Genomic DNA, 24,669 nt, shown 5'->3' with positions numbered 1-24,669 from the left:
TAAATGCGAGTCATGTTTATTTTTAAGTTACTCACTGCTAGCCACAAGCCTGCGCATTTAGACAAAAACAATAATTTAGGATGGAACCTGTGCTTAAAAAAGTCCTCGCGATGACCAGCTCAACCCAGATGTTAGTTGCCATGTTTGTTGGTTTTGGCGTTGGCTTGTTTTTTGGTGAATCTGTTGGCTGGATGGGCACCATTGGCACCAGCGTTATTTTGCTGATGCAGATGACGGTTCTGCCTTATATTGTGGTGTCGCTAGTTGGCGGTATTGGTAAGCTACAAAAAAGCACCGCAAAACTGATTTTTAGCCGAGCAGGCTTAATCATGTTATTGCTTTGGTTGCTGGCGATTGTAATGATTGCACTGGTGCCACTGTCGTTCCCGATCATCGAATCCGCGTCTTTCTTTAGTACCAGTAGCATAGAACCTGTTACGCCCATCGATTACTTTAAACTGTATATTCCCTCTAATCCGTTTGAGTCGATGGCCGACGGTTACGTGCCCGCTATGGTAGTGTTTAGTATCGCCATGGGGCTTGCCCTTATTGGCATGCAAGGTGAGCATAAACAGCAAATACTGACCTTTATGCACACCAGCTCGGAGATTTTTTCTCGTATTACTCAGGGCCTAGTTAAAATTCTACCTATTGGTATTTTTGCTATGTCAGCCTCTGCTGCAGGCACTATGGGAGTCGATGAATTTGCCAGCATGCAGGTATATTTAATCAGTTATTTTGTGCTGTGTTTGCTGCTGACTTTTTGGGTATTGCCATGGATTGTGGCCTCGCTCACCCCAATTACCTTCGCTCAAGCGCTACGCATTTCAAAGTCTAGCTTAGTGACCGCCTTTGCCACCGGTAACATTTTTATTGTTATTCCAGTAATTGTTGAAGAGTGTAAGCAAGTGATGCGCGAGCACGACAACCTGTGTGAAGATGGCGCCACCTTGATTGAAATCTTAGTGCCCATTGCCTTTACCTTCCCGAATATTGGCAAACTTACGGTTATTCTATTTGTGTATTTTGCTGGCTGGTTTAACGGCACGCCGGTGGATATTAGCAGTATTCCGTCGCTATCAATTAGTGGCCTGTTGGCACTATTTGGCAGTGTGTATGTGGCGATTCCATTTATGTTGGACTTGGTAAAACTGCCCGCGGATCTATTCCAACTATTTGTGATGTCGGGCTTTATTACCGGTAAGTTTAACTCTATTGCCGCAGTGATGAATCTATTTGTACTTACCCTACTGACAGCGTCACTGTTTCAAAAGTCACTCAAACTGCGCCCGCCGCAACTGCTTAAAATGGGCATAGGCATTGGCGCTAGCGTAGTGGTCACTTTACTTGTTTGCCGCGTGGGAATGGGCATGTTTATCCATAGTCCGGAGATCACCAGTGGCGTGATAGCCAATATGCAAGTGGCTGACAAAGTGCCAACTAAGGTAAAAAGGCAGTTCCCAGTTATAGGCCAAACGCCAGCAACTCCTATTCGTAGCGTACAAGATATTCGTGATGCTGGTACATTGAGAGTGGGTTACATACCGAGTAACGTGCCCTTTAGTTACTATAACAATGCTGGTCAGTTAGTAGGCTTTGACACGGCAATGGCCAATAAGCTGGCCGAAGATTTAAAAGTTAAAATTGAGTTTATTCCGTTTAAAAAAGATAAATTAGCCGCATCGCTCAAGGCGGGATTCTTTGATATTGCTATGTCGGGTCTTGCAATGGATATTGAGCAAATGGATGCATTAAGTTATGCCAATCCAGTGCTTGAACTCAATATTGCCATCGCGACTAGCGACCACTTAGTTAACGATTTTAAGAGTAACGACAAGATCAAACAGATGCAGGGCATGACCGTTGCCTATGTTGAACATAGTGATGCGATTGAAGATGCGAAGAAGATGGCGCCAAACATTAAGTTTGTCAAAATCGAGGGCTATAAAGACTTTTTCAGACAGAAAAAGCATAAGTACGATGCGGTAGTGATTAGCGCTCAAGCGGGCTCGGCATGGACCTTGTTCTTCCCGGGTTACGGTATTGCGCTGCTGGAAAACAAATCACATTACCCTGTGGCTTACGCGGTAGCGCAATCGAACCAATCGCTACTTAACTACATCAATAACTGGCAGCGCCTGCGCAAAGTCGATGGCACTCAAGAGCAGATTTACGATTATTGGATGCTAGGTAAAGGCGCTGAGAAAGTTGAGCCGCGCTGGTCGATTATCCGCAATGTGCTGCACTGGGTTGATTAAGCCTTATCTACTCATCGATTGCTCTACTAGCAAAACGCCCGCTTATTAGCGGGCGTTGTTTATTGTCATGGAGATACTTAAGTTGGTGTGGGCGTTGCCAGCAGCATCACTTCATCAGACGTCAGATAACGCCACTGCCCCACTGCAACATCAAGCTTTAACGCGCCGATTTGCTCGCGGTGCAAACCATTAACTCTGTTACCAATCGCGGCGAACATGCGCTTAACTTGGTGATATTTGCCTTCGGTGATGGTTAATAACGCCTCTGTCGGTGTAACGAATTCAAGCTTAGCTGGCAGGGTTAATGCCTTTTCGTTTTGTAGTTGCAAGCCTTGGGCAAATCTTGCAATGACTTCAGTCGAGTTATCAGCGGTGATTGGGTCACGTAGCGTTACTCGGTAGGTTTTTTCACACAGTTTGTCGGGGCGAATAATATCAAATGACCAACGACCATCGTCAGTCAACAGCACTAAGCCTGTGGTATCGGCATCGAGCCTGCCGACTATATGCAAGTCTTCAACCCGATCAAGCTCAATGCAGTTAAACAAACTGGGGTAATCGCCATCCACGTTAGAGCTTAAGGTATGCATAGGTTTATGCAGCATGATGTAACGCGACGGCCGCGCAAACAGCTTTTGTCCGTCTAGCGTTATACAATTACTTTCATGCACTTGAAAGCCCACATCGGTAACCGTATTGCCATTGACGCTGATTTGCCCCGCTTGGATACACTCACTCGCCTGGGCACGATTAAGTGCTGTGCTTTTACAGATAAATTTGTCTAAACGCATGTCTCTTTTAACTACTTATAACTATCAATGGGCGGTTACAATCCGCAAAATAACATAAATGGTATTGTTAGGCGTTGATATATTGTGTCTTATGCATCTTCAGCTATTAAGCGCCGGCGATTTCAGGCACAATAGCGCCCTAAGTAAAAGCTTATAAAAAAGCTGACGTATTTTGTCGTAAACGCTTAGGAACCTACAATGACGCAAATCACCCTACTTACTCCTGACGATTGGCACCTTCATTTTCGCGATGGCGATATGCTACAAGAAACCGTTCCAGCAACGGCACGCTTGTTTCAACGCGCAATCGTAATGCCAAACCTATTACCACCTGTTACCGATGCCAAAATGGTAACCGAGTATCGTGAGCGTATTTTAGCGGCGCGCCCAGCAGGTTCGACTTTTGAACCGCTAATGACAATTTTCTTAACCAACAACACCACAGAGCAAGACATCATTGATGCTAAAGCGGCTGGCGTTGTTGCTGCTAAGCTTTACCCAGCGGGTGCAACAACTAACTCTGATGCAGCAGTTAAAGCGCTAGATTCGCTATTCCCTGTTTTTGAAGCCATGGCTAAGCACGGTATGTTGCTATTGGTTCACGGTGAGGTGACTGAATCTCACATCGATATTTTCGACCGCGAAGCTATGTTTATTGAACGCTACCTAGCACGTATTGTGGCGTCTTTCCCAACGTTGAAAGTGGTATTTGAGCATATCACCACTAAAGATGCGGCTGACTTTGTTATGGAAGCCGCTGACAACGTGGCAGCAACTATTACCCCACAGCATTTGCTACTTAACCGTAATGATTTGTTAGTCGGTGGCGTACGCCCACATAACTTCTGTTTGCCTGTGCTTAAACGCAGCACTCACCAAGAAGCACTGCGTGCAGTAGTAGCAACGGGTTCAAGTAAGTTCTTCTTAGGGACAGATTCAGCGCCGCACGAGAAGCACCGTAAAGAGTCAGCTTGTGGTTGTGCCGGTTGTTACAGCGCATGGAGTGCACTAGAGCTTTACGCACAGGTATTTGATGACTTAGGCGCATTAGATAAGCTTGAAGGCTTTGCCAGCAAGCACGGCCCTGATTTTTACGGCCTGCCGCGCAACACCAGCACAGTAACCCTAGTAAAAGAAAAATGGACAGTACCGAGCGAGATCATCTTGCCAAACGGTAGCCCAATTGTGCCTTTCTTTGCCGGTGAAGAAGTAAACTGGAAAGTAAAAACAGCTTAAGCGTTGAAGACCTGCATTAACTAAAAAGCCCGCACATGAGGGCTTTTTTAATGGCTTAAACTAACTATTTATTACTCGCGTCCAAGTGCATCGCCAAGAGGCTCAAAATAGTTTATCAAGGCCTCGAAGATCTGCTCTCTATGCTCAAGTGTTGGGTATCCGCCAGCATCAAATAGTGGTGACTTTAAGGTTTCATCAACTAAATAAGGGTTAGTGATATCGCTATAAGACTCGATACACGACTCAAACGCCCGCGCCATTAGTTCAGTTGGCCGCGAAAAGTATTGGCTGTTATGTTGTTTATCCAACGCGATTGCTCGGTTGACATAATCATGGCCATCTTCACCGTTTTCATTGAGCAATGCCACTTCAAAAACTCGCTCTAAGCGCTGATTTAATGGATGCTTAATTGGTTTTACATCGGCTAACCAGCTATGACTCGCAAAGGAGATACCATTAGGCGAAGTACGGTAAGATTTAGGCGCAATGTAGTGATCAAACGCGTGCCAAAACTCATGGGCTAACGCGCCCGCGCCAGCATTTTTGGCCAAAGCTAATTCACGCTTATGCGGCGCATAATGGGCTTGCACACCTTTTTGACCGCCACTGCCAAAGGCAAGGTTTAGGGTTTCGCGCAAACCCAGTGCTTTGGGTGGTAGTTTTAAAATAAAGGCTAAATCGGCTAATGAGTCAAAAATCAGATTTGCAGCTTTATCTCGCTCTTCGTTTTCAACCCATTTGCCCAAGCGTATATGTCCAAGACCAAACACCTGCTTGATATCAACAAAGCTAACTTGCTCGTCAAAGCGGTAGTCGGGGCCGATGCGGCTATAGGTTTTACTTTTTAACACTTCAACCCGCCTCAATTATTTAAATTATCGTCAATCAGCTTACACCGATACAAGAGCCTCGATTATAAAGTTATATGGCTAATTTAGATATCAATAGCCCTTAGACTAGCTTGCCAATAGCCATAACCGTTATAATGCTGGCAATTAGTTTCAAGCATATTAGGCTCCACCATGGCGCGCACCGCAGCAGCATTACACATATTAGTTAAGCACCAAACACTTGCTGAAGACATCATCAAGCAACTGAATAAAGGCGCGAAGTTCGACGTACTTGCTAAAAAGCACTCAACTTGTCCATCAGGCAAGAAAGGCGGCAGTTTAGGTGAATTTAAGAAAGGTCAGATGGTGCCGCAATTTGATAAGGTTTGTTTTACGGGTGAGTTAATCACGCCACATTTAGTCAAAACTAAATTCGGCTGGCATGTGATTAAAGTTTTATATAGAACTTAGGATGCTTCGCTTTAAAAGAAGGACCTAGATCCTAGGACGCTTCGCTCTGCTAGGAAAAGCAAAAAGCACAACCTTTGCTATTTCCTAGCTTTTCCTAGGTCCTAATATCTCTCTTAGCTCTTACTAGGGCCTAGAACCTTCTCTAAATCTAGAACCTTTTTTAACGTTTAAGCTTATAAAGATTACCGCTGTCAGTACTAAAATAGATATCACCTTTTGGCGTAACCTCTATATCGCGAATACGTTCTCCTAACTCAGCCATAATCCTTTCTTCATCAATGGCTTTTCCGGCATCAGAAACAGTGACCACATTAATGTGAGTTAGCTTTAATGCGCCAGCAAGTAACTTGCCTTTTAGCTCTGGGAATTTATCACCGCGATACAAGACTAAGCTACCCGGTGCGATTGACGGGATATAAACTTTAACTGGCGGCTCAATACCTTCTTTGACTTTGCCGTCTCCGACACTGATCGGCCCCCAATATTCTTTGCCGTGAGAAGTAATTGGCCAACCGTAATTTGCACCAGCTTTAATAAGGTTAATTTCATCACCACCGCGCGGCCCGTGCTCAATTGACCATAGTTTTTTAGTTTGCGCATCATAAACTAGGCCTTGTGGGTTACGGTGACCATAGCTCCAGATCTCATCTAAAACCTTGTTGTCAGCGATAAATGGATTATCACTTGGTACGCCGCCATCTGGATTGAGGCGTAAAATGGCACCTGCATGGGTAAGTGTATCTTGGCCATTGTCGCGTACGCCACGATCGCCAATGGAAAAATATAAACTGTTGTCATCAAAGGCTATGCGGCTACCAAAATGCCTACCTGTATCTGAGCGAGAGTTTGAAACAAATATGTCTTGCCAATTGGCAAGCGCACCATCTTGATAAGTGGCTGATGCCAGCGTTGTCGCGCCCTCACCTTCTATATCTTTGCTATAGGTTAAGTAAAGGGTATTGGCTGCAAAAGGCGATATGGCAATATCGAGTAAACCGCCTTGCCCTTGTGCCCAGACATTATCTGGCTTGGCAATGACTTGCTGGCTACCAGTTTTAAGGTTCACTTGCTTAATTAGCCCAGACCTTTCGCTTACCAGCATAGTGTTATCATCCACATAAGCGAGCCCCCAGGGGATCTTCAGATCTGATGCCACTTTTTCGGCCTCAAATGCGTTAGCGCTGCCAACTAGTAACATACCTAGTGCTATTAGGCTCATTCGCTTGGTCATTATCATCACCTTTCCTCCCTTACTGACTCTTTACTTATGACCATTATTTATACCATGTTCGATCTTATAAGCTAATAATAATCGACATAAAAAAACGCCTTATTCCGTTAAAAATAAGGCGTTTTCATGCAGCAATGACGATTTATCGAATCGCCGAAATCAGATAATCAATCACCGCGGTTTCTGGTGTTGATTTATGTTTAAGCTCAAATAACGGCACTGGGCGCTCTAACATATTACGCTCAACCATTTCACTGACAATTGGCATGTCTAATATGCCTGCTTTACCTGCCAGTAAGTTATCTAGCGGCGTGGTTTTGCTTAAATTGACAATGTCTCTAAAGCCTTTTAAGTACAGGAAGTCTTTAGTGAAACCGCCGCCGCGATACACACGCGTGGTTAAAGTAAAGGCTTGTTCGGTCGTTTGGCCATATTCACGCTTTAAGGTCTCAAATGTCATCGAGAAGTCACGCTGCTCTAGCATTAAGTTAACCGCGATCACACGCATTGCTAGAATTTTCAAACGGTTTAAGGTCAAGTTGCCTGAACAGTATTCACTGTAAATCGCCACACCTTCTTGGGTATGGGTATTACCCACTAAGCCAAGTGACATCACTCGTAGCTTTTGGCTACGGGCATTAACGGTGGTCAGCATGTGCACGCCTAGCTCATGGTAAGCAAAAGCCACTAACTCTTTACTGGTGAACATGGCATCTTTGTTAATCATCAAGCTACCACGAGCACTATTAACCATCGCCTTAGCTACGATGCGTGATGACTTTTCAACCTTACATTTTAGGCCCCAGTCATCGGCATACTTTTGGAATGACTTAACCGCATAAGCCGCATCATAGATAGGCTCTTCGTCATCGCCCTCAATGGCTGGCGCACGCAGTAAGAATTCAGCGTTGGCAATGTCCTCTTTGTCTGGCTGGCCATAATATTTCAATGAGTTATAGACAAATTCATCGGTGCCTATCGAGCAAAGTAGGTCAATTTTAGTCGCTAGATTATCAATCACATGGCGGTAAAGTTGCTGAATATCGGCGTCCATAATATTCGACACTGGCAGCTTATAAAGCTGCTCGCGGAACTGATATGGATTAATGTTTAACTGCTTGTAGCTAAACTCTGGCGCTACCGCACCTTTACGGGCTAAGAACTTTTTACGCTCACTGGCGATATTAACTGGGTTGATGTACTTCAGTGTGGCGACATTGCTGGCAAGCTTATACAAGCTCTTATCTAGCGATAAAATTTCAGACGGTAAAGTCGATGACAGTAGATCGACATTACGCACTGATTTACGCTTACCAAAGCGGCGCATAAAGTAAGCGGCAGACTCAGAAATAGCCTGTTTCACGCCGCCTTTTAGCTCTTCTAAAACCAGTGGATATAGCTCGCCGGTGGTTTCGTCCATAAACACTTTTTTCACTTCAAGTGGTAAGACTAAAGTGTGGTCAAAATGGGCGTTAACGTGGGCAATTAAGTAACCGCGACCTTGAAATACTTCATCGCGTGCAGCGCGCACAGCAATGTTTGGCAGCTCAATTTTATTAAGCTGTTTTTCAAAGTTTTGGCAGGTGGTGCCCCAGCGCTCGATATCAATCTGACTAGTTCCAATATTGAAAGTTGGCGTGTCAGCTTCAATCTGCTGATAGTTAAATGAGTGCACGTCAAATACGATGCTGTTTTTAAACTGCTTTTCTAAACGTGCAACTAAAGCGCTCAGTACGTTATAAAAAGACTCATGCTTAGCATGGCTTTCGTTACGCTGCTTAGTGGTTAATGGCTTTTTCCACGCTGTTTTGTAATGGGTTGAATGCGCTTTAGGTCTATTCAAGTCATATTCAAAACGTGAGTCATTACCCGTCAGTACGATAGGGAATGATGACAGCATGTCTGCGGTATATGGCGCTTCAGCAAAACGGCGCTCTTCATCTGTTAGGCGGCAGTTATTTTGTAAGTCTTCACGCAGGCGATGGCCATTATGAATAGCGGTACACACAAATGGTGAGTACTCATCGATTTTTACGGTAAATGCGCCTGCTTCTACTTCTGCGTGGAAGCATTCACCTTTACTTATTAATGCAATACATTCTTTTTCAGATAACTTGAGCATCTTCAATCGCCTTTCTAAATTCTGTTTTTCTGGTGCTTAACGCTTCTTTTGCTTGGATTACACTTTCAATAAAATCGATAACTTTACGCTGTAGTTTCACGTTGTTTAATTTATTGATCCGCATAATGCCGCCAGGGCTTTGCACGTTTACTTCAATCAACTTTTCGTTGATCACATCAATACCGACAAAGAACAAACCGTCACGCACTAGCTTAGGGCCAATATGTTTACACAGTTCTTTCTCTTTTTTGGTTAGCACGTGCTTTACCACGCTGCCACCAGCATGAATATTTGAGCGGACTTCTCCTGCGGCTGGCACACGTTTCATGGCACCAATTGGCTCACCATTTAGCATCAAAATACGTACGTCGCCTTCGTCTGCGCCTTCAACATATTCTTGCAGAATAACGTAATTACCACCTTTGCCACTGTTAATGTAAAACTGTAGCAATGAGTGAAAACTCTTTTGCGCCGCTTTTTCTACCAAAATAACGCCTTGACCACCAAAGCCGTCAAGTGGCTTCATGATCATTTTGTCTGTTTTCGACTCGCGCAACACTTGCTCTAAATATTCAGGTGTTTTCGACACATGAGTAGAGGGAATAAAAGTATTGTTTGGGTCATCAAATGACGCGGTATAAAGCTTATTGTTAGCAATACGCAGGCCGTCAATATCGTTCATGATGAAGACTTCATCACGCACTGAATCTAAGAAGTTTAGTGCAATTGGGTCTAGCGGCGGGCTCGCTCGCATAAAGATGCTATCAAAGCCTGCCAGTGGTAACTGCAGCTTTTTAAACTGAGCTTTTTTATAAAAAGAAACGATATTATTCGGTGTTGCCTGCTCTTTACTAAACACTTGGCAAAATGCACTGGCTTCAGAGTCGCGCATGGTCAAATTGCTAGTGGTTGCTACTGCAACAGTATGGCCCCTCAATACGCACTCATGGATTAACCGCAGTGTGGTGTCGGTTTCTGGTACGATCGTCGACCACGGGTACATCAAAAATAAAATATTCAATGGGATCTCTTTATAAAACGGAATGCTCTAAAGATCTTGGGCCAGATGGTGGCTTGGGGAGGTGTAGAGTATTCAAAATAAATAACACACAGGCTTAGGTTAATTATCACCAAAGCCGACAATGGCATCTATCTATCAATACAAGTTGTACTAGATATGGTTGTGCTAATTTACACCATAATTTGAAATTGGAATATAAAAAAATAACCACAAAATAAAATAATTTCAGTCACTTTAAAACCCATGAATTAACAATCCATTAGGCCCTGTTTTTAGGCGATAACCTCGCCAATAAAGTTAAAAAAACACAGAAATAAGCAGTTTCGCCACTTTTGGCTAATAGAGAGCGAAAAACGCAGCTAGAGGCTGCGCTTTCAATAAAGGACTTAAGAGCTTTTTAAGCTTGTCGGCTCAAGATTAACTGACGGTGTTTGCCGCTGATTAAGCCTACTGACCAGCCATAGCCCTGTGATAATCAACAATAACATTGCAATCTCAACACCGATGATCCCATAGAAACCTTGCTGGGTTAATTGGGAGATCTCACTGGCAAACAAATACCAATCAGCAACTAATGTGGCACTTAAAAATAGCGTGCTTGTTAATATCATCTGGCTTAAGTATTTACGCTTATTGCTAATACTGTAGCTCAACACCATAGCCATAACTAAGGTTGCAATAAAGCTATACACCAAGTAATCAGCTCTAGCTTGCAAACTTGCTGGTAATACTCGCTCGACAAAAAAAGCGACCGTAGTAGCAACAATTAAACCACCGCAGCCACCTAAGGTTAATCCCCTTACAATACTTATACTGCGGGGCGATACATTTTGCTGCAAGGTACGCTTATCAAGCCACAACATATTGCCAATAACGATCATCGCACATATGGCAATCGAGAGAATAAAATACAAAATACGCACATCTACACCGGCAAAATCGCCAAAATGTAGGGTCGCAATAATCTCGCGGCCTTTACGAAATACATTGTAGTTTTCAATATCGGTTTTATTCAGTAATTCACCTGTATTTACCCGATAAAAGAACTCATCTTTCTGCGAAAAATTCGCTAAATCATTACCGCGTAATTGGATAATCGCTGACTCATCGCCGTAGTTATAAAAGATAACATTTCTTAAATAGAAATCAGGCTGCTGACGTGCTTGCTCAATAATCCTATATGCATTACTCATATCAATGCTTTGCTCGATTCTAGGCTCATCAAATAAGGTAAAACCTGCATCTTTAAATAATGTGTCTTGATCGCCTTGGTAGATAAACACCACAAAGGCAATTTGGTAAACAATGGCCAAATTAAACACTAAGCCACTTAATGCATACATTAGCGTAAATGGCAGCGTCATCACGCCAACGACATTGTGTAAATCGAGTAACTGGTCACGGCGGTTTTTATCATTACGATATAAGAAAAAATGTTTAAATAACTTTTTAGCGTGAATAAACACACCAGATACCAAAGCAAAAAAGAAGAACAGACTAATGATGCCAATTAAGTAGGTGCCACCAGGTAAATTTAAGTCGTAATGTAACCGGTAGATAAAATCACCAAGAAAAAAGTCATCTCTATTGGCCACACTAGCGCCAGTATTAGGGTCGATGAGCAAAGACACCACTTCACCATGTTCATCTTCCATGCCCTCTTCACGAACGAGATCTAAGAACACTTTATAGTAAGGGTCGTGTTCAGATGGCATTTGCACCATAAGGTGCTCTTCATAATCAAAATCATGCTGTGCCAGCTTATCTTCGACTATTTGCTGTAACGGCATTTCTGTTTGCTCTATTGCTAGCGGAAATTGCGGCACAACAGCCCACTGCTTCACTTCTTCATAAAACAGCGTAACAGCACCAGCCCAAAAGATGACAAACAGCAGAGGTGAAATGATCACCCCTATCCAGCTATGAGATTCCGTTAGATTTTTTACCCACTGGCTTCGTGGATTTTTAATTGTAGTAGCGTACATAGATTGAGTATTCATAGGGGCGACTGGTACCAATAAAGAAGGAAGTTCACTGCTACAGAGAACAGTAAGAATTTGCCACAAGCCAAAGCACTGGTCTTAGCGCTATTGAAGCTATAGTAATAAACCATTGCTGCGACCCAGATGCTAAAACCTGCCAATAGTCCCACCAGCAATTTGATATCTATCGCTATTGGTAACAATAAATACAGACTCAACATCATACTGACAGACAGTAGTAAACCACCAAAAAAGGCAGTCAGAGATTTAGGCCACATGGTTAATGACCCCCTAATAGAAAGATACTTGGAAATATTGCTGCGCCAATTGCAAACACCAATATGCTGCGCTCTTTAGCGTGAGCAGCCAACACAACCAACAACAGCCACATTGCCATGGTTAATAGCAAGCTAATTAATATTGAGACCAGCCATCCAAAATGTGTTGTCAGGCCAAATACCGCAAGGCTGAGCGCTATGACATAACCCAACCACGCTACAAATTTAGACGTGGACTTATAAATAAGCTTTTGTTTATTCGAAGATAAATAGCTAGCAAAGCATCCAAGCCACAATAAAAACACACCAACGAAAATCATAAAACAACCAACATAAATACAAATGATAATAATTTGTATTAATTATCGTAAATACTTTATCAGATTACAAGATGATTATGTTAGCATCGCCGCAATTAAAAATAACAACCATTATCATTTGGACAATAAAGCATGCGATCTCCTAACTTAACCCCTATTGCCAGCGCAATTCGCTTTGGTTTACTCATTCCGGCCTCACTAACCTGTTTATCTGCTGCAGCAGATAATGCTACCGATACCAGTGATATTGAGCGGATCATGGTTACTGGTCAGAAAATAGCCCGCACTGTACAAGATACTACAACCAGTGTTGCTGTGCTTACCGAAAAGCAGTTAGAGCAAGAAAATATTAATGATTTTCGCGATGTAATAATCAATACCGCAAACGCTCAAGTTACTGGTAACCGTAGCTTTAGCATTCGTGGTATCGATGGCTTTAATGTATCAGGTGGTGGCAACAGCTTTTTAGCAAGCGTGTATGTCGATGGCGCCCCTTTGCCTGAGCGGATGATTTATGGCGGCGGGTTTTCAACTTGGGACGCTAAGCAAGTTGAAATTTTACGCGGCCCACAATCGACGTTGCAAGGTCGTAACGCGTTAGCAGGCGCGGTGATCATGACCACCCAAGCACCAACTCAAGATTGGCAAGGAAAGTACCAGTTAACAGTGGGCGAATACGGTCAACGAGAAATTGGCGTCGCCATTGGTGGTGGCCTTATTGAAGATGAGCTTTCATTCCGCTTTAGTGGTGAAAAGAAAGAAACTGACGGCTATATTGACAACTTAGTTCGCCATGAACCTGCCGATTATCGTGACGACGGCACTTATCGATTAAAGTTACTGTATCAACCATCGGCACTGCCTGAGTTTTCAGCTCAACTAGGCTATACCCGCAGCAATAGTGATTATGGCCATACCGCGGTAGAAATTGCTCAAGGTCAAAACCCATTTGAAAATCGCTATGTCTACAATAACGATGAAAGAAAAGAGACCGTCGATGCCGACATAATAGTATTGGAGCTAAATTACGACTTAAACGATTATTGGTCGCTAGGCTCATATACAACTTGGTCTAGTGTCGATACTCGCTTTACTTGGGATTCAGACTTCTTAGCGATAGAGGGCAGTGAATTTCCTGAGGATACTGGCAGTATTTCTAACTACAACAATACCACTGACTCACTCAGCCAAGAGCTAAGACTGACTTTTGAATACGATGACTTTAGCGGTATTATCGGCGCTTATTACTTCAATACTGATGTCGATGACCAGTCTAACGGTTTAAGTAATTTGAAGCTAAACCGTTTAGGCCTCACCAGCGATATATTGCAAGCAAGATACGGGCTCAGCCAACCTATTGCAGATTTAGTGGTTGGCCAATATGCCGAGTTTAATCCTGCTCACACAAGTGCGTTAACCTCGTCACAGCAGACAATTTCAAGCTATGCGTTATTTGCAGATGCTGTTTGGAGTATAACGGAAAAATGGGACGTTTTTGGTGGTATTCGCTTTGATCATGAAAAGCAACAAACACAAAATGATGCCCAATATATTATTTTAAATGCGGATAAAATACCCGATCCAGCCAGCTATATTGGCACACCTTATGAAGGTATTTCCCCGTTAATCGCCGGTATTAACCAGCAGTTTTATGATTTAGCGGCTAGTGCCTCAACAACGACTCCCGAAATTGAAAATGATTTTAATACTATCTTGCCTAAGCTAGGTGTGAGCTATCACTGGACTGAAGATCTCATTACTAGCTTTTCATACCAAAAAGGCTATCGCTCAGGAGGTGTAGGTATTAATAACGCTCGTGGTGATGTGTTTGAGTACGACCCTGAATACACTGATAACTATGAGCTATCGCTGCGCTCCACTTGGTTAGACGGCGACCTCATTGCCAATGCTAACCTGTTTTATGTCGACTGGCGTGACCAACAAGTGAACGTGCAGCTCTCACCTAACCGTTATGACAATGAAACCGTCAATGCAGGTCAATCAACCGTGCAAGGTTTTGAGCTTGAGCTGAACTACCAAGTCACTGATGAGCTCACGCTATATGCTGCAGTGGGCCAGTCAAAGACCGAGTTTACTGACTTTGTGATCACTATTCCTACTGAAACGACACCGATAGTTAATGACTTATCCGGTCGTCAATTTACCGCACCAGAGTGGACAGGTAATGTTGGCGCTACTTACAGCGCTGACAATGGTATTTTTGCTAACGTGAATGCCAACTATGCCCAAAGCGCACCGGTTAAGGTTGATCCATACCGTGAAGGTTACAAAGAGGGCGATGAGCTATTTGATCCCTACAACGACAGCCGCACTCTGGTGAATATGCAAATTGGTTATGAGTGGCAAACTGTGGGGATTTACCTGCAAGGTAACAACTTATTTGATGAAGAGTACATTACCAATAACTTTACCCGTACCCCGGCTTTAGGTGAGCCAAGACACTTTGCCTTAACCTTACGTGGTGAATTTAGCTTATAAAACTGCGCAGTAAGGCCAGCCTAGCTGGCCTTATTTGATAAGCTGGAGGCTGTTTTGCTAGCACTGATAGGATTTGCTGCAATCATGATTTTACTACTGCTAACCTTATGGCAAGTGTTAGCTATTTTGCAGCAGACTGAATATTAACTAATTTATCTGCGGAATATTCGCCAATCACACTCACTTTAACCTGATTTCTACCCGCCTTTTTAGCCGCGTAAAGCGCCATGTCAGCACGTTTTACCCACACTTCACTTGTTTCATTAGCTATTGACTGAGCAATACCTATGCTGAGTGTCACTTCGGCTATTTGCGGACATTGTATTGCCAAACCTGCAATGGTTTTATTGCGAATATTTTGCGTAAGTTTAAGCGCACTTTCTTGCTTGGTATTATCAAACAGTAATAAGAACTCATCACCTCCTAAGCGAAATAGTAAATCTGTTTGGCGACTATTACTGTTAACCAATTCAACCACAGATTTAATCACTTGGTCACCAACATCATGACCATGTAGATCATTCACCTTTTTAAAATAATCTATGTCGATAATCGCAATACAGGTTTGCTGACCAAGAGCAGCTAAGTCTGTCGCAGCTTGTAGACTGTTCTCCATTTGATGCCGATTTAACGCCCCGGTTAATGAGTCTCGAGTCGATAAATAACTGAGTTTAGATTGCAGCTGACGTAGGGTTTCAACCACGCAATGAGCAATAGAAACACTAAACAATAGCGCTAAAATAAAGCGCAGAGTCACCATAGGCTCTTGATGAGGAATAACCGTGAAAATACTGCCCACAATAATCACGCCGTTGGTGATTAATGCCAATTTTTGAGGCACTAAAAACACCACAGTGACCACCACCGGAAATACCCAGTAAGTACCTAAAGTGCCAAAACTATCTACCGTCATCACCATTGAGATACTCAGGAAAAACAATGACGGTTTATAACCCCATAGGCTGTGCTTTAAGCGCAGCACCGCAATAATTTCAATCAGTAACACCAACTCGAAAGCGACCAGGAAACTTGCAAGTAATGTCTCACCAATCACGAAGTTTTTGATGCTTAGAGGAAGAAAGGTTATTAGTGACACTATGAGGATAAATTTCAATACTCGCTGGCGACTATTGATATCAAACAGCCCTTCGTCTTGGGGTTTTACAGAAAAATACTGTCTATCCATAAGCCGCCTTTGTCGTCGAATATTAGAGTAACCTTTCAATGCCAAGCTACTTGGCTTGAAAATAAAATCAAGTAATTACTCTAGTAAAGCCATAAAAACTGGTATTAACGAACTTAAAAAGGTTTGTTCCTAGTTGAATGTGACAATTTAATTATAGAGGATTTACAAGTAGCGTTATTTAGGATGGATCTGCGACCATAAAAAAGGCTGCAAACTGCAGCCTTTGTGATGACAATCATTCAATCATGCCTAGACGTAATACCCAGCTCTCTTGTCAGAGGCTTATATCAACACCTCATTTACAGGAGAGATATCCAAAGCTATGGCTGACTAACCGCTTTACGCTTATTGTGCGCCATAATCAGTGCTATCAAACATACAATACCCACGGCGATGCCAACAGGTTGACTCAGTGATTGCGGTAACCCTAAGCCGATACCAGCTGTGACGATGTAAGATACCGTGACACAAGTCCCCACAATAGCAGGCAAACTCACAATCCAATGGAAGGTGCCCCTATCAAACAGGTACTTAGTTGCTAGCCACAATACGCTAGTTGAAAGCAGCATGTTTGAGAACGCGAAGTAGCGCCAGATTAACGAGAAATCAATCTTAGTCATAAAGTAAGCAATGATTAGGATTGGAATTGCTAAGAATAAGCGGTTTCTCAAGCTTTGCGGGATCTTAAATGCATCAATAATCGTTAGACGTAAAGATCTAAAGGCTGTATCGCCAGAGGTGATAGGGAAAATCGCCACCGCAATAATCGCCATAATACCACCCGCAACACCAAGGTAAGTTGTCGCAACTTGGTTAACCACAAGCCCAGGGCCGCCCGCATCTAGAATGCTTTTCAGCTCAGCATAACCACCTGGGAACGCTGCAATACCCGCTGTTGCCCATACACATGCCACAATGCCTTCAGACATCATTGCGCCATAATACACTGGGCGAACATATTTTTCGTTAGTTAAACAGCGCGCCATTATCGGTGCCTGAGTTGAATGGAAGCCACTAATTGCACCACAAGTAATGGTGACAAATAATAAAGGCCATACTGGCAAACCGTCTGGGTTTGGCTCTAATAGATCGTTGTTGTAATGACTATGGTCAAAGTAGGCAAATATATCGCCCATTTCAGGTAACTGCGGTGCACTAATTAGCAGTGCCACGGCAATTGATACCGTCATAACAATCATTAATAAACCAAATATTGGGTAAAGCTTAGTAATGATTTTGTCGATAGGTAGCATAGTCGCTAAGAAGTAGTAACCTAAAATCACCAATACCCAAAAGGTATTGTTAGCTAAGATTGTGCCTTCAAAATAATCAAGGTTACTCAGCAGCCCTGCTGGGCTCATAATAAATACCACACCAACAAAAAACAGTAGCATGGCAGTAAAAATTAACATAACTCCTTTAAAGTAAACGTTAAAGTAATGCCCTGCGATTTCAGGCAAGCTTTTACCGTCTTCTTTAATACTTAACACACCAGAGAAGTAGTCGTGAACTGCACCGCCAATGATATTACCAAGAACAATCCATACCAGTGCAATGGGGCCATATAACGCACCCAGAATTGGCCCGAAAATAGGCCCCACGCCAGCAACGTTAAGAAACTGAATTAAGTAAGCTTTAACAGGGTGAACTTCGACATAGTCGACACCGTCTTCAAATCTTGCTTGTGGCGTTTTTGCGTTTGGATCTATTCCAGCTTGGCGTTCTACAAAGGGACTGTAGAACTTGTATGCGAGCAGTAATGCTGCAATACAAATTAAGAATATTAGCATTTTTATAATCATCCATATTTGTAGGGTATATGTTGAGCATCGAGTGTTGTTCACTAAAGGAATTTGGTCAAGTAACAACTTGTTATACCAAGGTCGGGCTTGCCTCCGGTTTTATCTTTATGCAAGGAAGACTTATCTCGCAGTATCGCTCTTGCGTCGTGCAAAGTATGCGCACCCAATCACAACCTATAACAAACAACATGGCAACAGCGCTAAAAATATAGCATCAAATACACAACAAACTACATATAAACACGAGAGATAAGTACCACTAAAAGAATGGATTTACATTTAAGGTGAGCAGACGAGCAGCAATAGCGAATAACAGGTATCAGGTAATAAAAATAAAGCCAGCATAGACTGGCTTTAACATGATTAAATCATTTTTAAATTCAGATCCCAACCATTTGCGGTAACGACCTCGATTAAGGCTTTATGTAACTCTGCATTGCTAAATCTGACGAGTTTAGCGCTACTGTCTAACAGAAATATTTGGCTCGTTACATAACCGGTTTGCGCGCTCATATTGAATGAGAAACCACCTACACCCAATACCGCTGAGCTTGAAACTAAATGATCTTTAAACCTTACTCGATGCTTACTTTCATCAAACCATAGCTTCATGTAATAGCTTTTACTGATTTTTTGCGCCTTAAATAACGAAATAAATTTAGCATCCATATAAGGCGACGTGAGCACCAAACAATCGTCTCGCTGCTCAACAGTAAACAAGCAATCTTTTACTTTAAGATTTGAAATTTGCTTCACCAACTCAGTTTTAGATATCGATTGACTGTGCTTTGCCGGAAACAGAAACACCTTACTCGATACAAATAGCATAAGTGGAATGAAGCCAATAACGAACGCAATGACTAAACCTATAATGTATGAGTCTGGCAGAAAAAATATTTCTCTCATTGCCAATGCAATGGGGAACGGTATCAGCATATAACTGCAAATAACCAAAAATGAAATGAAAAACTTCCCTATCATGATCAAACTCCCTGATAACTTTAATCAATAACGATATCCATGCCAATTAAGCTTATCGTTATTACAAATTTACTCACTAAACTAGTCGCGAGCCATAATCGACAATCGACTAGCCTTTAGCCGAGCCATTCTACGCAATTACTGCATCTGGTAACCAACGGGTTTAATCTAACTAATAGCCAATAAGTACAATTGGTTACTCGATTCAATATTGCCTCACACCTTGCATATAAGCCTTATCTGCAATGGCTAGCATGGCTAAATCTTCTTTAGTATCGCCATAGGCGTAGATGCAACTGTAATCAGTAAGGTTAAAACGCTCAGATACCTTAGACGCCTTAACCTCACAACTGCAGTCGCCCGCAACATAGAATCCGGTGTAACGGCTATTTTTCAGCTCTTGATTTAGTTCTTGTTTTAGTTCTTGTTTTAGTTCTTGTTTTAGTTCTTGATTAAGCGCTTGCATCTGCTCTTGTTTAGCAATTTGCTTGGTTGCCATTTCACTGCAGATCAGCTCTAACCCCATAATCTGACACCAAGGCTTAAGGTAGAGATCTAACGAGGCAGAAACCACAACGATACTTGTGCCTTCAGCCTGATGCTGTTTGAGGGTGTGTTGCATTTCAGGGCGCAGATAGCGTGGAATAATTTTAGTAGCGTATTCAACACCAAGCCGCTCAACCTCTTGCTTGTCGCGACCTGCAAACGCACAGTAACTCACAAAAGGTCTAAGCTTACGGGCAGGAATAACACCCATTTTGTAAAGCAGGTAAAGCGGCGACATAAAGATTATGCCTAGTAAGAGCCGCACAGGCGTAGCCGAGAAAAAGATAAACTTAGTGAACATATCTTTATTGGTTAAAGTGCCATCAAAATCAAATAGAGCCAACTTCACGCTTATTTATTCAACCTATTAACTGAAAACCAGTATTGTATCAGCGCTAACAGTGGCTGTCGGCTCTATCAATATTAAGCAATTTCTTCTTCAATTATATCCACCAGCTTTAATTGCTCGTCGTGACCAAAAGGCGTTTTATCTGCATTAGAGACCAAAAATACATTTTCAGTGCTCTCGCCTAAAGTACTAATTTTAGCGGAATGGATACTAAGATTTCGCTCTGATAATAGATTACAGATCTGCTCTAAATACATAGGGTCGTCCAATGTATTAACTTTAAGCAACGCGCGGTTTTTCTTGGTGGTATGCAGCACTGTTACCACTGGTGGGTTATCGAAGTTTTTAAGTGCCCTATGTGGTAATAGCTTTCTCGGTTTATCTTTTTGATCGATGGCGCGATGAATACGCTTAACAATTTGCTCTAACCTTGGCTCATCATCAATTGGCTCATCTTTGTGATCCAATATTTTTATGATCTCTAATACCTGACCATTCTTGGTCTGCATCATCTGCGCATCTTTCACTTTAAGCTTAGAACTAGCTAAGGTTTTAAATAGGTCGACAAACAGTTTCGGTCTGTCCTCTGTGTACACAAAAATACTGGTAAAGCCGTTATCGCCGTTTTGCCCTATCAGCACCCGAGTCGTACCCGGCTCACCTTTTAAAATACCTGCGGTTATCTCGACAATATCTTCAACCGAATTACCACTGAAGAAATTATTAGGCAAACTTTGCCAAAACTTAGTTAGTCGCTCGGCATCAACACCTGAGGCTAACAGTGCGGCTCGCGCGTCCGTTTGGTTTTCACGAATAACGGTGCGCACCTCAAAGATATTTTCAATCCCTTGCTTTAAGGTTTCGCGAATAGCCATATAAAGTTGGGTTAATTGGCTTTCTTGCCAGTCATTCCAATAACTTTCGTTCGTGGCCATCATGTCGGCGATAGTAAACAAAAACAGCGCATTAAGCTTACCTTGAGAGCCAATCAGTTTTGCCAGATGCTTAATCACATCAGGATCGTTAATATCCTGAGTTTGAATCGCGCTGATCAATACATCTTGGTTAGCCACCAACCAATAAATCAACGTAGTGGTTGAGCCTTTCAATAAGTGTTCATCAGCCAGCTCTTTAGCCTGAATCGCACTTAATTCGCTATTTTCAATCGCCTGCTTACCAGACAAATGGTGACACAAGGTGGCGAACACTAGAGCAAAGCGATTACCTAAGTTCTGATAAATACTATAGGTAAGGCTGTTTTTCTTATTTAGCGCAAAACTATCAATGTACTGAATGGCTTTAAAGGTGTGCTCATCAACCGTGAACGCATTGTGCATATCAAACTGCATTTGCCCTTCAATTGCATGCCACTGTGAGCAGTATGCGGCTAACACACCATAGCGATGCATTAAGCCTAACGACTTGCGCAGCCCTTTAGGGTGCGCCAAAATTGCCAAAAACTCTTCACGGCAACCTTGATAATCTTGTAACTCACCTAATAAACGACGCCTTGTTTGTCGCAGTAATCTAAGGGTTTGTGGAGCAATACCTATGATATTGTCGTTTTCTGCGATCAGCCTAAACATGCGTATCACTTGGCGTTTATCAATAAAGGCCTGAGTAAATTTAACCTCAATTAAGCCATTACAAACACTGAAGTATTTATCAAGAGATTGCAGGTTTTCACGCTCGGTTTCATTAAGCGTATCAAGCTTGAAAGAGTCGCAGATAATTTGGTTTAGCTCGCGCACGCGAGTCATAGCCCGAAATAGCTGACGCATCATACGTTCAATGGCTAACTGGCTATTATCACCTTGACCAAACTGCATAAACTCGGCTACCGCGGCTTGATGCTCAAACAACAATACGTCTTGCGGTGACTGGGTCACACAGTGAAGTGCCCACCTAACACGGCAAATAAAGTCATACGCTTCTAGCAGCTCGTAAACTTCATCTTGCTGTAAAAAACCAATGGTTTTTAATGCGTTAGCATTAGCCAATGAGAAGTGCTTCTGTGCAATCCACATAATGGTGTGCACATCACGCAGGCCGCCGGGGTTGTTTTTTAAATTAGGTTCTAAGTACAGCGCAGTGTTCTGCGCTTTATTGTGCCTGAGCTCTTGCTCTTCCATCTTGGCATCGTAAAAAGACAAGCTAGTCCAAAGCTCATTTTGATATAGCTGCTCTTTAATCGCTTGCGAATGCTTTTTAGCGCCAACCAAACAACGAATATCCAGTAAATTGGTGGCAATAGTAATATCAGTTGCTGCAGCGTCGATAGACTCAGGTAGGGTTCTAACGGTTTGGCCAATGTCTAAGCCAAAGTCCCAAAGGCGGGTAAGGAAAAGCGATAGTTGTTCTTGTTGTTGCGGGGTTAACTCTTGCTCAATGATGATGGCTAAATCAATGTCAGACCTAGGATGCAATGCCCTTCGGCCATAACCTCCAACAGCATTAAGCGACATGGGAGTTTTATGTAATTGGTAAGTCTTCCATAACGATACCAACATTTCGTCTATATGCTTAGCCCGCCTCTTTAATAGCGATTGCACTGGCAGCGTTAAAAACTGCGCATTAAGCTTTTCGTCGAAAGATTTGATATGAAACTTCAACTCCTCGAGAGAATTCAGTTCCAAAGTATTAGACATAATTTAGGGCTCTTTATCGCTAAACAACAGATTTACACTAGCTCAATTTCTAATATTAACGTACCCATTTCCGTACCAGGTCGCCAAATTAGACCATTTAAAATAGGGCCAAAGCTCAGCTTCTATCGACATAACCATAACAATCAAAAGACTTTTTTTCAACAAAACCCAAGGTTAGCACTTAGTTACATAGAGGCTATAGCAGAATTTTCACCCAATTTTTCACGTAAATATTGCAAGATATTTAGTGCCTAAAATGGTCACACTAAACGAGATAACAATCTTGAATAATAACAAGTTAGCGGCATTTAGCTTGAGTCTCTGCTAGAGTGTTGCTCAAGATAAATTTAACTTAACTGTTTTTAACTAAATTCATCTTTCACTAATATGTAACTCATACCTGAGTTGCACGTGAGTTGAAGCAAGTTTTCTGTTTAAGGGCATTGAATGAAACAAAAAGTCGTATTTGTAAAAAGCTATTTCGCTAAAATTGAAACTGATAAACGCGAGCAGATGTGGGCAGCTAAGCCAAAAACATCAGAGTTTGAATATTCAACGTGTAAAATTGATAGCGAACGACTCAATGCCGATCTTGAGCAAGCAATCACAGCCTTGAATCAACAAGGCTATAAAGTCATGCAAATTACCCCTGTGACCTCTGGTGATTTCGCCTTTAAAGATCACTTTAGTGATCCGCACTTATTAGGTAATGGCGTGAGTACAGAAGGCGGTTACGGCTATGGTTTTTCTTATACCGACAGCTTAATCGTGTTAGCAGAGCAAGTTGCCCAGCCGGCTGCTGATACTGCAAATGACATCGAGCAGCAACCGAGTATCGCTGACGACACTCTAACAAGCTCAGAGCCAGATAACAAAACTACTGACAGCAGTGCTAGCGCTGAATAAGACAGCTTATTTAAACAAATAATAAGCAGGATTAACCTGTAATAAACAAGCCACTAATTTACGATTAGTGGCTTTATTTTTGAGAGGGTTAAAAAGTTGCAATTGCTCGAGGTAAACCGACTAATAAAGATAGGCAGGGTCCCCCAAAAGGCATCATGCTTTTAAACATTTTGAAATAGCACTTCTAATGTAAAAGTGAATACGATTTGGTTAATTCGCTCAGAAAACTCATCTTCTTTGCTCCAACGATATTCAGGAGTAATTGCAAAAAACAACCAATCTCGGGCAAAATTTTGTCTATAAGTCGCGCTAATACTGGCCTTTTTAACATAGTGATAAGGCTCATCTACGCCATAAATACTCGCCTGATAACTTATCGCCTGTTTATTATTAATGTATTGATATAGCGTAGCGCTTGAACCAAACTCCCAGCCATTATCACGGGTCTCGTATTGCGCAACTGCGCTCCAACGGCCAACAAATTCTTCGCTAAATGCATGCTCTATATCAAACTCAGTGGACTCACCTGTAACCTTTTTCTCTTGATACAGCTTTTGCGTCAAACGGGTTACTGTACGATCAGAGATGGGATAGGTATACCGCCATCTTGCCTCAACCTTAGGTTTGAAGTTTGCTTTAATATTAAAGCTGACTCTATCCTTAGCGTACCAGTCGTATCGCAAACCAATATCGCGTTCATTGTCGTCACCTAAAGATTTAATAAACCCAAAAGGATCATCTTCGCCGGTTGAGTCTAAAATGAGTTTTAGCTTTTTAGTCACCCCTGGTAAATTTAAACGCGCATTCAAGTTAGCTTTATATTGAAAGCCCTCTTTTTCATAGTAAGAAAAGTCGTTATATAGACGCACGACCGTAGCTGCTTGAGCGTCATCTTCAATTCTGTCGTCAACAAAAAAACTATCGAACCAGATAGCAGGCTGGCAAAACTTGGTAGTGAGGTAATCATGCGCCTTGTCGATAGCGCTTTCCATTTGTGAATCACTGTAGCAGGGGTTTCGTTGTTGCTTTTTTTCTGCCGCCTTATTTTTTGGGGCTGTTGCATTCGCTGCAGCAGAATTAGCAGGAGCAGTCTTTTGGGAGGTATGCGTAGTACTGGATGTTGTGGCGGCAGCGGCATCCAAGCCTAAGCAAAATACCAAACTAGAAGTCAAACTTAGCAACAAGATCTGATGTTTAAACAACAAGTTGACC

19 protein-coding genes are annotated in these 24,669 nt (G+C 42.4%); 5 read left to right on the top strand and 14 right to left on the bottom strand.

All coding sequences use genetic code 11. The annotated features are described in order from the left end of the window. Positions 1-110 precede the first annotated feature (110 nt). Positions 111-2,258, top strand: coding sequence for a cation:dicarboxylase symporter family transporter (locus MSG37_RS07085; RefSeq protein WP_248469878.1), 2,148 nt, complete (start codon positions 111-113; stop codon positions 2,256-2,258). A gap of 77 nt (positions 2,259-2,335) precedes the next feature. On the opposite strand, the gene MSG37_RS07080 is transcribed toward MSG37_RS07085, so the two are convergent. Continuing rightward, complete coding sequence (locus MSG37_RS07080) at positions 2,336-3,049, bottom strand: pseudouridine synthase (RefSeq protein WP_248469877.1); 714 nt, start codon at positions 3,047-3,049, stop codon at positions 2,336-2,338. A gap of 198 nt (positions 3,050-3,247) precedes the next feature. Here MSG37_RS07080 and pyrC point away from each other — a divergent pair, with 198 nt between their 5' ends. Beyond that, the gene (pyrC, locus tag MSG37_RS07075) at positions 3,248-4,285 is read left to right on the top strand and encodes a dihydroorotase (RefSeq protein ID WP_248469876.1); all 1,038 of its coding nucleotides are present in this window, start codon (positions 3,248-3,250) and stop codon (positions 4,283-4,285) included. A 71-nt stretch (positions 4,286-4,356) separates the two neighbouring features. Here pyrC and MSG37_RS07070 read toward each other — a convergent pair whose 3' ends face one another. Continuing rightward, a complete protein-coding gene (locus tag MSG37_RS07070; RefSeq protein WP_248469875.1) occupies positions 4,357-5,136 on the bottom strand; it encodes a CLCA_X family protein in 780 nt (259 codons plus the stop codon). A 171-nt stretch (positions 5,137-5,307) separates the two neighbouring features. Between MSG37_RS07070 and ppiC the strand changes: the two genes are divergently transcribed. Continuing rightward, positions 5,308-5,586: a peptidylprolyl isomerase PpiC gene (gene ppiC / locus MSG37_RS07065; protein WP_012156435.1), complete on the top strand. Its 279-nt coding sequence runs from the start codon at positions 5,308-5,310 to the stop codon at positions 5,584-5,586. 160 nt (positions 5,587-5,746) lie between these two features. Here ppiC and MSG37_RS07060 read toward each other — a convergent pair whose 3' ends face one another. The 6 genes from MSG37_RS07060 to MSG37_RS07035 form a co-directional block, all read right to left on the bottom strand. Then, positions 5,747-6,817 carry a PQQ-dependent sugar dehydrogenase gene (locus MSG37_RS07060; RefSeq protein ID WP_248469874.1) on the bottom strand — a complete coding sequence of 357 codons (1,071 nt, stop codon included), beginning with the start codon at positions 6,815-6,817 and terminating at the stop codon, positions 5,747-5,749. Between the two features lie 142 nt (positions 6,818-6,959). Then, positions 6,960-8,939 carry a flavohemoglobin expression-modulating QEGLA motif protein gene (locus MSG37_RS07055; RefSeq protein ID WP_248469873.1) on the bottom strand — a complete coding sequence of 660 codons (1,980 nt, stop codon included), beginning with the start codon at positions 8,937-8,939 and terminating at the stop codon, positions 6,960-6,962. Next, on the bottom strand, positions 8,923-9,960 hold the full coding sequence (gshB, locus tag MSG37_RS07050; protein ID WP_282446591.1) for a glutathione synthase: 1,038 nt from the start codon (positions 9,958-9,960) through the stop codon (positions 8,923-8,925). The genes MSG37_RS07055 and gshB overlap by 17 nt, the downstream gene beginning before the upstream one ends. A gap of 386 nt (positions 9,961-10,346) precedes the next feature. Then, positions 10,347-11,945: a PepSY-associated TM helix domain-containing protein gene (locus MSG37_RS07045; protein ID WP_248469872.1), complete on the bottom strand. Its 1,599-nt coding sequence runs from the start codon at positions 11,943-11,945 to the stop codon at positions 10,347-10,349. 11 nt (positions 11,946-11,956) lie between these two features. Further along, a complete protein-coding gene (locus tag MSG37_RS07040) occupies positions 11,957-12,220 on the bottom strand; it encodes a hypothetical protein (protein ID WP_248469871.1) in 264 nt (87 codons plus the stop codon). A 2-nt stretch (positions 12,221-12,222) separates the two neighbouring features. Continuing rightward, entirely contained in the window at positions 12,223-12,540 is a 318-nt protein-coding gene (locus MSG37_RS07035) for a hypothetical protein (protein ID WP_248469870.1), read from the bottom strand. A 132-nt stretch (positions 12,541-12,672) separates the two neighbouring features. Here MSG37_RS07035 and MSG37_RS07030 point away from each other — a divergent pair, with 132 nt between their 5' ends. Beyond that, positions 12,673-15,039, top strand: a complete 2,367-nt coding sequence (locus MSG37_RS07030; RefSeq protein ID WP_248469869.1) for a TonB-dependent receptor — start codon at positions 12,673-12,675, stop codon at positions 15,037-15,039. Between the two features lie 121 nt (positions 15,040-15,160). Here MSG37_RS07030 and MSG37_RS07025 read toward each other — a convergent pair whose 3' ends face one another. The 5 genes from MSG37_RS07025 to glnD all read right to left on the bottom strand — a co-directional run bounded on the left by MSG37_RS07025 (position 15,161) and on the right by glnD (position 22,551). Further along, positions 15,161-16,225, bottom strand: a complete 1,065-nt coding sequence (locus tag MSG37_RS07025; RefSeq protein WP_248469868.1) for a GGDEF domain-containing protein — start codon at positions 16,223-16,225, stop codon at positions 15,161-15,163. Positions 16,226-16,545: 320 nt separating this feature from the next. Continuing rightward, positions 16,546-18,015 (bottom strand): carbon starvation CstA family protein, encoded by a 1,470-nt coding sequence (locus MSG37_RS07020; RefSeq protein WP_248469867.1) that lies wholly within the window; start codon positions 18,013-18,015, stop codon positions 16,546-16,548. 375 nt (positions 18,016-18,390) lie between these two features. Then, positions 18,391-19,008 (bottom strand): hypothetical protein, encoded by a 618-nt coding sequence (locus tag MSG37_RS07015; RefSeq protein WP_248469866.1) that lies wholly within the window; start codon positions 19,006-19,008, stop codon positions 18,391-18,393. 205 nt (positions 19,009-19,213) lie between these two features. Next, the gene (locus MSG37_RS07010; protein WP_248469865.1) at positions 19,214-19,903 is read right to left on the bottom strand and encodes an HAD-IB family phosphatase; all 690 of its coding nucleotides are present in this window, start codon (positions 19,901-19,903) and stop codon (positions 19,214-19,216) included. 74 nt (positions 19,904-19,977) lie between these two features. Next, positions 19,978-22,551, bottom strand: a complete 2,574-nt coding sequence (gene glnD, locus MSG37_RS07005) for a [protein-PII] uridylyltransferase (RefSeq protein WP_248469864.1) — start codon at positions 22,549-22,551, stop codon at positions 19,978-19,980. Between the two features lie 447 nt (positions 22,552-22,998). On the opposite strand from glnD, the gene MSG37_RS07000 reads away from it, so the two are divergent. After that, a complete protein-coding gene (locus MSG37_RS07000) occupies positions 22,999-23,457 on the top strand; it encodes a hypothetical protein (RefSeq protein ID WP_248469863.1) in 459 nt (152 codons plus the stop codon). A 161-nt stretch (positions 23,458-23,618) separates the two neighbouring features. On the opposite strand, the gene MSG37_RS06995 is transcribed toward MSG37_RS07000, so the two are convergent. Beyond that, on the bottom strand, positions 23,619-24,449 hold the full coding sequence (locus tag MSG37_RS06995) for a hypothetical protein (RefSeq protein WP_248469862.1): 831 nt from the start codon (positions 24,447-24,449) through the stop codon (positions 23,619-23,621). Between the last annotated feature and the right edge of the window lie 220 nt (positions 24,450-24,669).

The organism is Shewanella sp. 1CM18E (assembly GCF_023161665.1).
Taxonomy (GTDB): domain Bacteria; phylum Pseudomonadota; class Gammaproteobacteria; order Enterobacterales; family Shewanellaceae; genus Shewanella.
This window is presented reverse-complemented; position numbering and strand designations above follow the sequence as displayed.

Coding starts and splice junctions, on each gene's coding strand:
- MSG37_RS07035 (WP_248469870.1), bottom strand. CDS start 12,540: ATGATTTTCGTTGGTGTGTTTTTATTGTGGCTTGGATGCTTTGCTAGC.
- MSG37_RS07060 (WP_248469874.1), bottom strand. CDS start 6,817: ATGACCAAGCGAATGAGCCTAATAGCACTAGGTATGTTACTAGTTGGC.
- glnD (WP_248469864.1), bottom strand. CDS start 22,551: ATGTCTAATACTTTGGAACTGAATTCTCTCGAGGAGTTGAAGTTTCAT.
- MSG37_RS07015 (WP_248469866.1), bottom strand. CDS start 19,008: ATGATAGGGAAGTTTTTCATTTCATTTTTGGTTATTTGCAGTTATATG.
- MSG37_RS07045 (WP_248469872.1), bottom strand. CDS start 11,945: ATGTACGCTACTACAATTAAAAATCCACGAAGCCAGTGGGTAAAAAAT.
- MSG37_RS07020 (WP_248469867.1), bottom strand. CDS start 18,015: ATGCTAATATTCTTAATTTGTATTGCAGCATTACTGCTCGCATACAAG.
- MSG37_RS07080 (WP_248469877.1), bottom strand. CDS start 3,049: ATGCGTTTAGACAAATTTATCTGTAAAAGCACAGCACTTAATCGTGCC.
- MSG37_RS07055 (WP_248469873.1), bottom strand. CDS start 8,939: ATGCTCAAGTTATCTGAAAAAGAATGTATTGCATTAATAAGTAAAGGT.
- MSG37_RS07030 (WP_248469869.1), top strand. CDS start 12,673: ATGCGATCTCCTAACTTAACCCCTATTGCCAGCGCAATTCGCTTTGGT.
- MSG37_RS07000 (WP_248469863.1), top strand. CDS start 22,999: ATGAAACAAAAAGTCGTATTTGTAAAAAGCTATTTCGCTAAAATTGAA.
- MSG37_RS06995 (WP_248469862.1), bottom strand. CDS start 24,449: ATGGAAAGCGCTATCGACAAGGCGCATGATTACCTCACTACCAAGTTT.
- ppiC (WP_012156435.1), top strand. CDS start 5,308: ATGGCGCGCACCGCAGCAGCATTACACATATTAGTTAAGCACCAAACA.
- pyrC (WP_248469876.1), top strand. CDS start 3,248: ATGACGCAAATCACCCTACTTACTCCTGACGATTGGCACCTTCATTTT.
- MSG37_RS07025 (WP_248469868.1), bottom strand. CDS start 16,225: ATGGATAGACAGTATTTTTCTGTAAAACCCCAAGACGAAGGGCTGTTT.
- MSG37_RS07040 (WP_248469871.1), bottom strand. CDS start 12,220: ATGTGGCCTAAATCTCTGACTGCCTTTTTTGGTGGTTTACTACTGTCT.
- MSG37_RS07085 (WP_248469878.1), top strand. CDS start 111: ATGACCAGCTCAACCCAGATGTTAGTTGCCATGTTTGTTGGTTTTGGC.